Raw genomic sequence first — 12,592 nt, 5'->3', positions numbered from 1 at the left:
CTTCCATGGTCGATATCAGTGAACTCAGCTACGCGCTGGACACCTTCTACTTCCTTATCTGCGGCGCCCTGGTCATGTGGATGGCCGCCGGCTTTGCCATGCTCGAGGCCGGCCTGGTCCGAGCCAAGAACACCGCCGAGATTCTGACCAAGAACATCGTGCTGTTCGCGGTCGCCTGCACCATGTATCTGCTGGTGGGCTACGCCCTGATGTACTCCTCCGACGCCGGCGGCTTCATCCCCAACCTCGGCTTCTTGATCGGCGCCGAAAACAGCGTCGATGCGGTGCTGGCAGGTGGTGAAGACGCACCCTACTACTCGGCCCGCGCCGACTTCTTCTTCCAGGTCGTGTTCGTGGCCACCGCCATGTCGATCGTCTCCGGCGCTGTCGCCGAGCGCATGAAGCTGTGGGCCTTCCTGGCCTTCGCCGTGGTCATGACCGCCGTGATCTATCCGGTCTCCGGCTACTGGACCTGGGGCGGCGGCTGGTTGTCCGAAGCAGGCTTCTCCGACTACGCAGGTTCCGGCATTGTCCACATGGCGGGTGCCGCTGCAGCCCTGGCCGGTGTGCTGGTGCTCGGTCCGCGCAAGGGCAAGTACGGCAAGAACGGCGCCATCTACGCCATCCCCGGTGCCAACATGCCGCTGGCGACCCTGGGTACCTTCGTCCTGTGGCTGGGCTGGTTCGGCTTCAACGGCGGCTCCGAGCTCAAGCTCTCCGACGTGTCTTCCGCCAACAACATGGCCCAGGTGCTGGTAAACACCAACGCTGCCGCCGCCGGGGGTGTCATCGCCGCGCTGATCCTGGCCAAGATCTGGTTCCGCAAGGCTGACCTGACCATGGCCCTGAACGGCGCCATCGCTGGCCTGGTCTCCATCACCGCCGACCCGCTGTCCTCCACGGCCCTCGGCGCCACCCTGATCGGTGCAGTCGGCGGTGTCCTGGTGGTGGTCGCCATCGTGGTCCTCGACAAGCTGCGCCTGGACGATCCGGTCGGTGCCATCTCCGCCCACGGTGTGGCCGGTATCTGGGGTGTCCTGGCGGTCCCGCTGAACAACGCCGACGCCACCTTCGGCGCACAGATGCTCGGCATCATCGGCATCTTCGCCTGGGTCTTCACCGCTAGCCTGGTCGTGTGGCTGATCATCAAGGCAATCATGGGTGTGCGTGTCAGCGAAGAAGAAGAATACGAAGGCGTCGACCTGGCCGAATGTGGTCTCGAAGCCTACCCCGAGTTTAACGTCGCCAAGAAGTAAGCCTGAGCTTACCCGCGACACCAGTGAGCTGGCGTGCTCCTCCTGGCCCCTTCGGGGGCCTTTTTTATTGCTGTTCGCCAGGGGTATGCTTTGTCACACTAGTCAGGACAGGCGCAACGGCGCGCCGCCAACGGGTTGGCGCCAGGCACGACCGACGCCGCCCCCACACGGACAGGATGAGGAACCCGCCATGAAACTGGTGACCGCGATTATCAAGCCATTCAAGCTCGACGACGTCCGCGAGTCGCTCTCCGAGATCGGTGTTCAGGGCATCACCGTCACTGAAGTGAAGGGCTTTGGCCGTCAGAAGGGCCACACCGAGCTGTACCGGGGAGCCGAGTACGTGGTCGACTTTCTGCCCAAGGTGAAGCTTGAGGTGGCGGTCGACGACGGTATGACCGAGCAGGTCATCGAAGCCATCGTCCAGGTCGCCAACACCGGCAAGATCGGTGATGGCAAGATCTTCGTCACTCCCCTTGAACAAGTCATTCGTATCCGTACCGGCGAGACCGACAAGGATGCTGTCTGACCTCGACCGACAAGGACGCTGTCTGAGCTAGACCGACAAGGGCGCGGGCTGACCGGTGATGGCAGCTGTCTTCAGCCACCCCCCTCGAGCAGGTCATTCGTATCCGTACCGGCGAGACCGACAAGGATGCTGTCTGACCTCGACCGACAAGGACGCGGTTTAAGCTAGACCGACAAGGGTGCGGTCTGACGACGGCGACCGGTTCTCCCCGCCAGGTGGCGCCGCTCAGCCGCGGCGTCGCAACGGCTCCAGCAGGTCGCTCAGGCCGTTGTGGTCGATCTCGTGCATCAGCGCCAGCAGGCGTCCGATCTCTCCGGGGGGAAACCCGACCCGGGCAAACCACGCCAGGTAAGGCCCGGGCAGATCGGCGATCAAGGTACCTTGATGCTTGCCGAAAGGCATCGGCAAGGTAACCAGGCGTTCCAGGTCCTGAGGATTCATCGCTGCTCCTGAGCGGGTGGGTGAGGGAAAGACGCACAGGGTACTGGCCTGCGGGCGGCGTCGCCATCGATTCGCCTCCCCATTGAAAGTCTCCCCGTTGAAAGTCTTCCCCATCGACGCCATGGTTATTTCCAGGTATCGACAAGGAGGCCGACATGACCACACTCGTGATAGGTGCCAACGGCCAGATCGGCCGCCAGGTCTGCGCCATCGCCCACCGCCAGGGACATCCGATTCGCGCCATGATCCGTAGCGCCGAGCAACGCGACTGGTTCGAGCAACAAGGTATCGAGACGGTCGTCGCCGACCTGGAGGACGACTTCGCCTCCGCCTTCGAAGGTTGCGATCAGGTGCTGTTCACCGCCGGCTCCGGCCCGAACACCGGGCCCGACAAGACACTGTTGATCGACCTCTACGCCGCTACGCGGGTGGCGGACGAGGCCAGCCGCCAGGGGCTGGATCGCATGCTGATGGTCAGCGCCATGCGCGCCGAGCAGCCGCTGCAGGCGCCGGAGAAGCTCAGGCCCTACATGGCCGCCAAGTTCGCTGCCGATGCCTACCTGCGCAGCAGCAAGGTGGACCATGTCATCGTCAAGCCAGGCCGGCTCACCGACGACGACGCCACCGGCCGCGTAGCCACGTCGCTGGACGAGACCGGGGGCAACAACCAGATATCCCGAGCCAACGTGGCCCAGGCCCTGGTCTATCTATTGGGGCAACGAAAGATCCGTAATCACGAGACGGTACTCCTGGACGGCGAACGCGAGATCGCCGAGGCTCTCGGCGACTGACCACCGCCACACCGGCCAGGCGATTCAATCCGCCAGCAGCAACGACGACGCCGATGGCAAGTGGCCATCGGCGTCGTCGTTTGCGGCGTTCTGTCGTGGGGTCTTACTTCTCCACGAAGGCACGCTCGATGACGTAGTCGCCGGGCTCGCCCATGCGCGGGGAAATATTGAAGCCGAGCTCGTCGAGCAGTGCGCTGGTGTCGTCGAGCATGGCCGGGCTGCCGCAGATCATGGCCCGGTCCTGCTTGGGATCGATGGGCGGAAGCCCCTTGTCGTCGGTCAGCTTGCCGGTGCGGATGTGATCGGTCAGGCGGCCCATGGTGTGGAAGTCTTCACGGGTCACGGTGGGGTAGTAGACCAGCTTCTCGCTGATCTCCTCGCCCAGGTACTCGTGCGCCGGCAACTCCTTGGTGATGAAGTCGGCGTAGGCCAGCTCGTTGACGTGGCGCACGCCGTGCACCAGCACTACCTTTTCGAAGCGCTCGTAAACCTCGGGGTCCTGGATCAGGCTGAGGAAGGGCGCCAGACCGGTGCCGGTGGACAGCATGTAGAGATTGCGCCCAGGCAGCAGGTCGTCACATACCAGGGTACCGGTAGGCTTGCGGCTGACCATGATCTGATCGCCTACTTGCAGGTGCTGCAGGCGAGAGGTCAGGGGACCATCGGGTACCTTGATGCTGAAGAACTCGAGGTGGTCCTCGTAGTTGGGGCTGGCCACGGAGTAGGCACGCATCAGCGGCTTGCCGTTGACCTCGAGACCGATCATCACGAACTGGCCGTTCTTGAAACGCAGGCTACGCTCACGGGTCGTGCGGAAGGTGAACAGGGAGTCGTTCCAGTGATGAACGCTCAGCACTTCTTCCAGGGCAAACTTGCTCATGCCAACTCCTTAAAATGCTTGGGCTTATTCCTGAAGTGAATAAAGCCCGATATCAAGTCTTGCGGATAATTCTAAGACCGGCCATATTATCTGTTAAATGGATTGTATGGATAACGCTTATCCAATTCATTGATATAGATGTCCATCGCCGACGTCTTTACCCCTATCGCGCCGGAGAGCCCGTGCCATGCGCTACACCCTTCGACAGCTGGAAGTCTTTGTTGCGGTCGCCCAGCACGAGAGCGTGTCCAAGGCGGCGCGCGCCCTGGCCCTGTCGCAGTCGGCGGCCAGTACCGCGCTGTCCGAACTCGAGCGCCAGTTCGACTGCCAGCTGCTCGATCGCATCGGCAAGCGCCTCAAGCTCAATGCACTGGGCTTCCAGCTGCTGCCCAAGGCGGTCGCCCTGCTCGATCGGGCCGAAGAAGTGGAAGAACTGCTCAGAGGCCAGCAAGGCATCGGCAATCTGGATGTCGGCGCCACCCTGACCATCGGCAACTATCTGGCGACGCTGTTGATCAGCGACTTCATGCAGCGCCACCCCGGCAGCCGGGTAAGGCTGCAGGTCCGCAACACTCGCTCGATCATCGATGCGGTTCGCCATCACCAGCTCGACCTGGGGCTGATCGAGGGGCAGTGCGAGGAGGACGAGGTCATCACCCAGCCCTGGGTCGAAGACGACCTGGTGGTGTTCTGTTCGCCCCGTCACCCGCTGGCCAACCGCGGGCCGGTGGAGCTCGACCGCCTGCTGCGTGAAGACTGGATCATGCGAGAGGAGGGCTCAGGCACGCGCCTGACCCTCGAACAGGCAGCCCGCCATCGGCGTGGTCGCTTCAATATCCTGCTCGAACTGGAGCATACCGAGGGCATCAAGCGTGCGGTGGAGTCGGGGCTGGGAATCGGCTGTGTCTCACGTCTGGCGCTGCGCGACGCCTTTCGGCGTGGCAGCCTGACCCCACTGCCCACGCCGGAACTGGACCTGAGTCGACAGTTCACCTTTATCTGGCACCGTCACAAGTACCTCACCGCAGGCATGCGCGAATTTCTACGCCAGTGCCGGCAGATGACGGAGGGGATCCAGCGCAGCGACGAGATCGATCTGCCGCAGGTGCCCTGAACGGAAACGACTAGCGCTATGCAGGAGAGAGCCCGCCGCGGACGGCGGGCGGCACAGATCAGCGCAGATCGTCGACGGCGTCGGTGATCTTGTCGCAGTCGGCCTTGGTCAGATCCTTGGAGAGGGAGTGGATGACCAGTTTGGCGGTGGGAGCATCGAGCTTGTCGCGCAGGTGGCCAAGAAAGCGCGGCGGCGCCACCATGATCAGCTTTTCCATGCTGTTGTCGACACGGGCACGATACAGTCGATCGGCTACCTCTCGGGCAAAGATGACTTCATGGTGCTGGGTCGCCACCTCCTCGCCGCCAGCCTGACGCGAGGCGGTAGCACTGGATTCATGTACGTCACCGCCCTTGTCGGTCACCAGATCGCCTTCGTGGAGCCGCCCTTCGGCGTGCACCAGGCTCTCGACTTCATTCAGCTTGCGTCCTGTCCGAGTGAAGATTCGCGCACGCGACGCATCGGCTACCACGATATAAGTCGTCGTCATGGTCGGTCCTCGCCTCCCTGTGTTCAGACTTCCCGGCACAATGACCGGTACAAAGTCACCATGGCAACGGACCCCGGCAGCGTCAACTGGTGGTTATTGGCGACACCGGCGTCGCCCTCCACGGACACTGACGAGCCCTGCCTCCTTTGGGGTAGCATGCAGGCATCTGTTACACGCCCCGGCGGCCTGCGGCCCTGTCCGGTTATCGCCTTTGCCTGCGCCGCACCGCTGATACTCGCGGGCCGCCCATCCTGGCGCCCTGCGAGTTCCCCTGCTGGAGGACCTCAACCATGCGCCAGTTCTTCTTTCCCCGCGCCCCACTGGCCCGGCGCACCCTGCTGAGCTGTCATTTCATTGCACAGCTCGGCGTTCTCGCCGCCGGTCTGTGGTGGCTGATCCCCCGCACCCCCTGGGTCGCCATGACCACCTGGAGTGAGAGCTGGCCTCCCCTGGCGCTGGGCGCCGGCCTCACCCTGCTGACCATGGTCGCACTACGCCTGCTGGCCGAGCTGTGGTTGCTGCCCCATCACCTGGGCAGTCAACGGCCCGGCTTCGCCCCCGGCGCGGTGGTCACCCGCTCCTACGATCGTCGTCCGGCGGTGCATGATGACGACAAGGCCTGGACCTCCCAGGCCCGGCCGCTGGAGGACGACGACGCGGTGGTCGGCGATGCTCGGGTGACGCGCAAGGCCGAACCGCTGAGCAAACGCGGACATCGCGAGCCCGGCCTCGACCTGAACCGTTCGTCTACCGGCGAGCCCGAATCACAAAGGGTCCAGAAGCCGAGTCGCCAGGAGCCAAGTCTCTGACGCGGTCGACGCCTTAACCGAGATGACGCCGCGGCTCGGTGTCCCTGCATGGCCGACATTGTGCGCCTGGACGCTTTCAGGGCGTTTCCCAGGCGTCATTGGGGCTCAAGGGAGCTAGCCGAAAGTCAGCCGACTTCCAGCACAGAGCTTTTTCAGGACAGAGCTTCAGCGGCGAGCGCGCTGCCGCCCTCGATGCCACAGCCAGACCGCCCCGACACCGAGCCCCGCACCCAGGGTATTGGCGACGATGTCCCAGACATCGCCGCCAAGACGCCCGGGTACCGGGATCTGGGCGAACTCGATGGCGACGCCGTAGGCCACCGCCAGTGCCATGGACAGCCCGCTGCGCCCGCTCGCCAACGCCAGCAGTGTTGCCAGGCCGGCGTAGGCGATCAGATGGTTGGCCTTGTCCCAGGGCAGGTCTTCCGGCAATTCGCTGGCAGGCATCAGACTGCCCCAGGCGATGACCAGTGCGGCGGCGGCGGCCAGCCCCCACCACCACCGCACGAATGCAGACCGCCTGCCCGAGACTTCAGCCTGAGGCGATCTGGGCATGATAGGCCGGGCTCAACTCGTGCAGCGCCTCCATGAAGGCGGTGACGTTGTCGGGGTCGGTGAACTGGCTGATGCCGTGGCCGAGATTGAAGATGTGGCCCGGGCCGTGACCGTAGCTGTCGAGGATACGGCCGACCTCGGCACGAATCGCCGAAGGGTTGGCGAACAGCACATTGGGGTCCATGTTGCCCTGCAGTGCCACCTTGCGGCCCACCCGGCTGCGCGCGCTGGACAGTTCAGTGGTCCAGTCCAGCCCCAGGGCGTCGGCGCCGGTGTCAGCCAGATCCTCGAGCCACTGGCCGCCGTTCTTGGTGAACAGGATCACCGGTACGCGGCGCCCATCCTGTTCGCGAATCAGCCCCGCCACGATCTGTTCCATGTAGCGCAGCGAGAACTCGCGATAGGCCGGCGTGGACAGCGTCCCTCCCCAGGTATCGAAGATCTGTACCGCCTGTGCGCCAGCTCGGATCTGCGCATTGAGGTAGTCGGTTACCGCGGTGGCCAGGGTATCGAGCAGCTGATGCATCACGTCGGGGCTTGAGTAGAGCATGCCCTTGACGTGGCGAAAGTCCTTGCTGGAGGCGCCTTCGACCATATAGGTCGCCAGGGTCCAGGGACTGCCGGAGAAACCGATCAGCGGCACCCGACCGTTGAGTTCGCGACGGATGGTCGAGACCGCGCGCATCACGTAGTCGAGGTCGCGTTCGGCGTCGGGCGCCGTCAGCGCGGCCACGTCTTCTGCGCTGCGTACCGGCTTGCGGAACTTGGGACCCTCGCCGGTCTCGAAGTACAAGCCCAGCCCCATGGCATCGGGGATGGTCAGAATATCGGAGAACAGGATGGCGGCGTCCAGCGGATAGCGTTCCAGCGGCTGCAGGGTGACCTCACAGGCGCGGGCGGTATCACGACACAGGTCCATGAAGCTTCCCGCCTGGGCGCGCACTTCCTTGTACTCCGGCAGGTAGCGACCGGCCTGGCGCATCATCCAGACCGGAGTGCGATCCACCGGTTGACGCGCGAGAGCGCGCAGAAATCGATCGTTCTTCAGTTCCATGCAGGCGTCATCCAGGGAAAATGTGCGACTCATTGTACCGCAATGACTCCCGAACGCGTGGCCTCCTGCGACCCTGTGTCGTCGGCAAGGTGTCGTGAGCCTTGCACGACTTCCTGATAAACTGGGCGCCCCCTTGACGGCGCTGCCGTTGTTTCGACTCCGAGGTACCCCGTGACGATTCGCTTTATCGCCGCCTCTCGCCTGCCCACCCCCTGGGCGACCTTCACCATGCACGGCTTCGAAGACGAGGCCACGGGCAAGGATCATATCGCCCTGACCCTGGGGGAGATCGACGATGGCGCTCCTGTGCTGGGACGGGTGCACTCTGAATGCCTGACCGGCGACGCCCTGTTCTCGATGCGCTGCGACTGCGGCTATCAGCTTCAGGAAGCGCTCAAGCGTATCGCCAGCGAAGGCCGCGGTGTCATCCTCTACCTGCGTCAGGAAGGCCGCGGCATCGGCCTGCTCAACAAGATTCGCGCCTACCACCTGCAGGACCAGGGGGCCGACACCGTCGAGGCCAACGAGCGCCTGGGCTTTGCCGCCGACCTGCGCCGCTATGACCTGTGCGTGCCGATGCTCGAACACCTGGGTGTCGAGGGGCTCAAGCTGATGACCAACAACCCGCGCAAGGTCGACGCCCTGACCCAGGCCGGCGTTCAGGTGGTGGAACGCGTCGCCCTGACCACCGGGCTCAATCCCCACAACGAGCACTACCTGTCCACCAAGGCAGGCAAGCTCGGTCACATGATGGCGCTGGGTGACTTTACCCAGGCTGACGACGTGGATATCGAAAAAAAGTCATAGGCCGCGTAAGGAATCCGGCCCACCCCCGACTCAAGATCAAACGCAACATTACGCTCCATTGATCTTGACCTTCGAGGTGCCGACATGAAACTCAAGCTGCTTTCGATTGCCGCCATTGCCGCCGTGACCACACTTCCGCTGACGGCCCAGGCCGACGCCCGCGCGACCGACCTGGCCCGCGCGCTGAACAGCCAACCCCTGTCCATGCGCGACGCCATGCCCCAGCAGGGCCATGAAGTGATCAACGCCCACATCGCCAGCGACAGCACCGAAGCCCTGCGCAAGGCTCGCCTGCGGCTGCAGTCTCGCCATGTGGAAATGACCGACTTCATGCTCAATCTCGACCTCGGTCGCGCCGCCACCAAGTAACAGCAAGAAAAAAATGCCTTTGTTTTTGCACCGCTACAGACATACGACCGTTTTAATAGAGCCGCATTATCGAAGCCATAAAAGCGATTACCTGGCGCTTTCGATAGAACGCTAACAAAATACACACATCGACAGCGGGTGACGCCACCCGCTGATACCGGAAGGAGCTTCGACATGAAACCCACCTTGATCCTCGCTGCCCTGATCGTCGCCTCTCTGCCCGCTCTGGCCCAGGCTGCACCACCCAAGTACGCCCTGGCCCTGAACGAATCGCCCTTGACCGACCAGGCCCCGTTGGCCGATGACGTGCTGGGGCAGCAAGTCGCCGATGTCGAGCCTCTGGCTATCGGTGGTCAACGTATCGGCAACACCGCCGTCTCGACCCATGATGGCAAGACGCTGGCAAACGCCAGGCTGCAACTGCATCGCGACCAGGCCCAGGCCGCTCGCTTTCTGCAGCAGGACGGACGACGTGTCGCGGTGACCATCTAGGCTGTGCCGTGTAAAGGCGACTTAGACCAAGGTCGAATCGGCATTTGACATTCCGTTAGCCTGTTAATATTATTGCCGCAAGTTTTCATGCAGTACCCGTTGGATACATCCTTCGAACGCCGGACAGAGTCAGCAAGGTCCAGGCAGACAAGGATGACAAGCTGCAGAAAAGGCAGGCCCTGAGGGGCCAAAAAATGCCACCAAAATTAAAACGACCGTTTTATTTTGAATCGGTCGAATTCAAGAGAGACAAGGGCCACGAGGCCCAATAGGAGAGACACCATGAAAGCCACTACCAAGATCGCCGCTACTGCCCTGCTCGCCGCTGCCCTGCCGCTGACCGCCCAGGCCGACCGCGCCAGTGACCGTGCCCAGGCGCTCAACGCCGAGCCGCTGTCCAGCCTCAGCGTCGCCGCCCTCGACGCCGCCCATCAGGTCGGCAACGCCCATATCGCCGACAACGGCAGCAATGCGATGGCCAACGCCCGCCTGGAGCTGCTGCGCGAACAGGCCAAGCGTACCGACTTCGCCATGAGCGAGCATGACCTGGACCTGGCCCGTCAGGCCACCACCGGCTAATTTTTGCCGACCAGATTAAAACGACCGTTTGACTTGATGATGACCGGCAACGTCCAAATGACGCCCGGCGTCATCTCCAACAGACGATCGCGAAGGCCAGCAACACAGGCCCTTCGACAAAGACTGCAAGACGACCGCTGAAACCGACATACGCGATGGCCAAGGGCTCACCCAGAAGCCCATCAGGCCTACAGGAGAGACACCATGAAAGCCACTACCAAGATCGCCGCTACTGCCCTGCTCGCCGCTGCCCTGCCGCTGACCGCCCAGGCCGACCGCGCCACTGACCGCGCCCAGGAGCTCAACGCCGAGCCGTTGGCTCAGGTCAGCGCCAGCGCGCTGGAGGCCGCCCATCAGGTCGGCAACGCCCATATCGCCGACAACGGCAGCAACGCCATGGCCAATGCCCGGCTGGAGCTGCTGCGGGTTCAGGCCAAGCGCACCGACTTCGCCATGAGCGAGCACGACCTGGACTTGGCCCGTCAGGCCACCACCGGCTAAGCGCACCGATCCGATGGGTGCCCACGGGTAAAGACCCCGGGTACCAACGCAAAGGCCCCGCCGACGTGATGTCGGCGGGGCCTTTTTATGTGCCGGGTCTTTTTGTGCTCGGCCTCTTTGTGCCGGGTCTTTTTATGCTCGGCCTTTTTGTGCTGGGCCTGGGGGAGGGTCTACCGGACACGGGGCCAGGTGCGGGACCAGGCACTCAGCGACCCGGCGACCCGGCGACCCGGCGACCCGGCCGTCGAGCCTGCGTCAGCGTGACTGAGGCGCGGAATCGACCTGCCGTGGCTGCCACAGCGCCTTCATCACCAGCGCGATGGTCAACATCACTGCGACACCGCTGATCGCTCCGATCCAGGTGGTACCGGTGACACCGGCCACGAAGAAGGCCACAAGTCCTGCGACACCGGCTGTCACCGCGTAGGGCAGCTGGGTGCGCACATGGTCGATATGGTCACAGCTCGACCCCGCCGACGACAGAATGGTGGTATCGGAAATCGGCGAGCAATGATCGCCGAAGATGCCGCCGCTCAGCACCGAGGCGATGGCCAGCGCCATGGGCAGGTCCATGGCCGCCGCCACCGGCATGGCGATCGGAATCATGATGGCGAAGGTGCCGTAGGAGGTGCCGGTGGTGAAGGCCACCACGGCGCCGATCAGGAACAGCAGCACCGGTACCAGGCTGGGCGGAATGCTGGCCTCGGTCAGGCTGACCAGGTAGTCGGCGGTGCCAAGCTCGGAGGTGACGCTGCCGATGGACCAGGCCAGCGCCAGGATGATGTAGACCAGGGTCATGCTCTTGATGCCCTCGACCACGATATCCATGGCCTCGCGGAAGTCGAACAGCCGCTGACTCATGCCCATGGCCAGCCCCGTCATCACCGCCACCAGGGTGGCGATCAGGATCGACTGACCGCCGTCGGCGTTGCCCACCGCAGTCACCAGGTCATTTTCCGGGAAGTTGCCGGTCCACAGAAACAGCGGCGGAATCATCGCCAGCAACACCCCGATCGGCACCAGCATGTTGCGCTTGCGAGCGGTGTCTTCCGGCGCCTTGAGCTCCATGGCGTCGGTCTCGGAAGGCGGCTTGGCGGTGTCTTCCATCAGCTTGCCGGTCTCCCGGGCGCGACGTTCTGCCCGCGCCATGGGACCGAAGTCCCACTGGGTGACGACGATATAGAAGATCATCCCCAGCGCCAGCCAGGCGTAGAAGTTCAGCGGAATCGAGGACAGGTAGATCAGGTACTCCGAGCCGCTCACCTCCATCTCGCCCAGCTGAGTGCCGATCAGCCCCATGACGAAGACCACCCAGGTGGACACCGGGCCCAGCAGGCACATGGGGGCCGAGGTGGAATCGACGATGTAGGCGAGCTTCTCGCGGGAGACCTTCATGCGATCGGTGATCGGACGCATCACGCTGCCCACGGTGAGGGCGTTGAAATAGTCCTCGAAGAAGATCAGCATGCCAAGGCCAAGCGTGCTGCCCTGGGCGCCACGGGCGCTGGCGACCTTGCGCGAGATGGCGCGGGCGATGGCGTGGGCGCCACCGGTACGCTGCAGCACGCTGATCAGCACCCCGAACAGGCCACAGTAGATCAGCACGGTGGCGTTCCACTCGTCGCCGATGCTCGGCACGATAAAGTCAGAAAAACTGTTGTAGAGGCCGGCGGCAGGGTTGTAGCCGGCGAGCATGGTCGCCCCGAGCCAGACGCCGCAGAACAGCGCGGGAATGACGTTGCGCGTCGCCAATGCCAGCAGGATGGCCAGCAGCGGCGGCAACAGGGATAAGAGTCCGAAGGACATCGGGAGTCTCCTGGGTTCTTGTCGGTCTTGGCCCGAGGGGATGACGCCGGACGGCGTCGTGCGGGCAGCGGGGCATCCTAGGCGCTTGCGGCACAAACGGCAACCGCGCTGTCACATCC

General features: G+C 63.6%; 16 protein-coding genes. 10 read left to right on the top strand and 6 right to left on the bottom strand.

Annotation, left to right across the window (positions count from 1 at the left end; all coding sequences use genetic code 11):
* Positions 1–5 precede the first annotated feature (5 nt).
* Positions 6–1,256, top strand: coding sequence for an ammonium transporter (locus tag NFG57_RS00460; RefSeq protein WP_108131880.1), 1,251 nt, complete (start codon positions 6–8; stop codon positions 1,254–1,256).
* A 190-nt stretch (positions 1,257–1,446) separates the two neighbouring features.
* Entirely contained in the window at positions 1,447–1,785 is a 339-nt protein-coding gene (gene glnK / locus NFG57_RS00455) for a P-II family nitrogen regulator (RefSeq protein WP_045993907.1), read from the top strand.
* Positions 1,786–2,010: 225 nt separating this feature from the next.
* Here the strand turns inward: glnK and NFG57_RS00450 are convergent, their stop codons facing one another.
* Entirely contained in the window at positions 2,011–2,226 is a 216-nt protein-coding gene (locus tag NFG57_RS00450) for a DUF3820 family protein (RefSeq protein ID WP_045993906.1), read from the bottom strand.
* Positions 2,227–2,381: 155 nt separating this feature from the next.
* On the opposite strand from NFG57_RS00450, the gene NFG57_RS00445 reads away from it, so the two are divergent.
* Positions 2,382–3,017, top strand: coding sequence for an SDR family oxidoreductase (locus NFG57_RS00445; protein WP_045993905.1), 636 nt, complete (start codon positions 2,382–2,384; stop codon positions 3,015–3,017).
* 103 nt (positions 3,018–3,120) lie between these two features.
* On the opposite strand, the gene NFG57_RS00440 is transcribed toward NFG57_RS00445, so the two are convergent.
* Positions 3,121–3,897: a ferredoxin--NADP reductase gene (locus tag NFG57_RS00440; RefSeq protein WP_045993904.1), complete on the bottom strand. Its 777-nt coding sequence runs from the start codon at positions 3,895–3,897 to the stop codon at positions 3,121–3,123.
* 187 nt (positions 3,898–4,084) lie between these two features.
* Here NFG57_RS00440 and NFG57_RS00435 point away from each other — a divergent pair, with 187 nt between their 5' ends.
* Positions 4,085–5,011: a LysR family transcriptional regulator gene (locus NFG57_RS00435; RefSeq protein WP_045993903.1), complete on the top strand. Its 927-nt coding sequence runs from the start codon at positions 4,085–4,087 to the stop codon at positions 5,009–5,011.
* A gap of 58 nt (positions 5,012–5,069) precedes the next feature.
* Here NFG57_RS00435 and NFG57_RS00430 read toward each other — a convergent pair whose 3' ends face one another.
* Positions 5,070–5,501: a host attachment protein gene (locus NFG57_RS00430; RefSeq protein WP_045993902.1), complete on the bottom strand. Its 432-nt coding sequence runs from the start codon at positions 5,499–5,501 to the stop codon at positions 5,070–5,072.
* A 290-nt stretch (positions 5,502–5,791) separates the two neighbouring features.
* Between NFG57_RS00430 and NFG57_RS00425 the strand changes: the two genes are divergently transcribed.
* Positions 5,792–6,310 carry a hypothetical protein gene (locus NFG57_RS00425; protein ID WP_045993901.1) on the top strand — a complete coding sequence of 173 codons (519 nt, stop codon included), beginning with the start codon at positions 5,792–5,794 and terminating at the stop codon, positions 6,308–6,310.
* A gap of 165 nt (positions 6,311–6,475) precedes the next feature.
* Here the strand turns inward: NFG57_RS00425 and NFG57_RS00420 are convergent, their stop codons facing one another.
* Both NFG57_RS00420 and hemE read right to left on the bottom strand, forming a co-directional pair.
* On the bottom strand, positions 6,476–6,817 hold the full coding sequence (locus tag NFG57_RS00420) for a VanZ family protein (RefSeq protein WP_348815129.1): 342 nt from the start codon (positions 6,815–6,817) through the stop codon (positions 6,476–6,478).
* Between the two features lie 25 nt (positions 6,818–6,842).
* Positions 6,843–7,919, bottom strand: coding sequence for a uroporphyrinogen decarboxylase (gene hemE / locus NFG57_RS00415; RefSeq protein WP_108131917.1), 1,077 nt, complete (start codon positions 7,917–7,919; stop codon positions 6,843–6,845).
* Between the two features lie 171 nt (positions 7,920–8,090).
* Between hemE and ribA the strand changes: the two genes are divergently transcribed.
* From ribA to NFG57_RS00390, 5 genes are all read left to right on the top strand, one after another.
* Complete coding sequence (gene ribA, locus NFG57_RS00410; protein WP_045993900.1) at positions 8,091–8,726, top strand: GTP cyclohydrolase II; 636 nt, start codon at positions 8,091–8,093, stop codon at positions 8,724–8,726.
* An 84-nt stretch (positions 8,727–8,810) separates the two neighbouring features.
* Positions 8,811–9,095, top strand: a complete 285-nt coding sequence (locus NFG57_RS00405; protein ID WP_045993899.1) for a hypothetical protein — start codon at positions 8,811–8,813, stop codon at positions 9,093–9,095.
* A gap of 174 nt (positions 9,096–9,269) precedes the next feature.
* Positions 9,270–9,587 (top strand): hypothetical protein, encoded by a 318-nt coding sequence (locus tag NFG57_RS00400; protein WP_222516225.1) that lies wholly within the window; start codon positions 9,270–9,272, stop codon positions 9,585–9,587.
* A 282-nt stretch (positions 9,588–9,869) separates the two neighbouring features.
* Entirely contained in the window at positions 9,870–10,166 is a 297-nt protein-coding gene (locus NFG57_RS00395) for a hypothetical protein (protein ID WP_108131883.1), read from the top strand.
* 204 nt (positions 10,167–10,370) lie between these two features.
* A complete protein-coding gene (locus NFG57_RS00390; protein ID WP_222516226.1) occupies positions 10,371–10,667 on the top strand; it encodes a hypothetical protein in 297 nt (98 codons plus the stop codon).
* A 255-nt stretch (positions 10,668–10,922) separates the two neighbouring features.
* Here the strand turns inward: NFG57_RS00390 and NFG57_RS00385 are convergent, their stop codons facing one another.
* Positions 10,923–12,473 carry a Na+/H+ antiporter NhaC family protein gene (locus NFG57_RS00385; protein ID WP_045993895.1) on the bottom strand — a complete coding sequence of 517 codons (1,551 nt, stop codon included), beginning with the start codon at positions 12,471–12,473 and terminating at the stop codon, positions 10,923–10,925.
* Positions 12,474–12,592: the final 119 nt, after the last annotated feature.

This window comes from Halomonas sp. H10-59, from assembly GCF_040070555.1.
Classification (GTDB): Bacteria; Pseudomonadota; Gammaproteobacteria; order Pseudomonadales; family Halomonadaceae; genus Halomonas; species Halomonas litopenaei.
The sequence above is the reverse complement of the archived record's forward strand: the minus strand, read 5'-3'. Positions and strand labels throughout refer to the sequence as shown.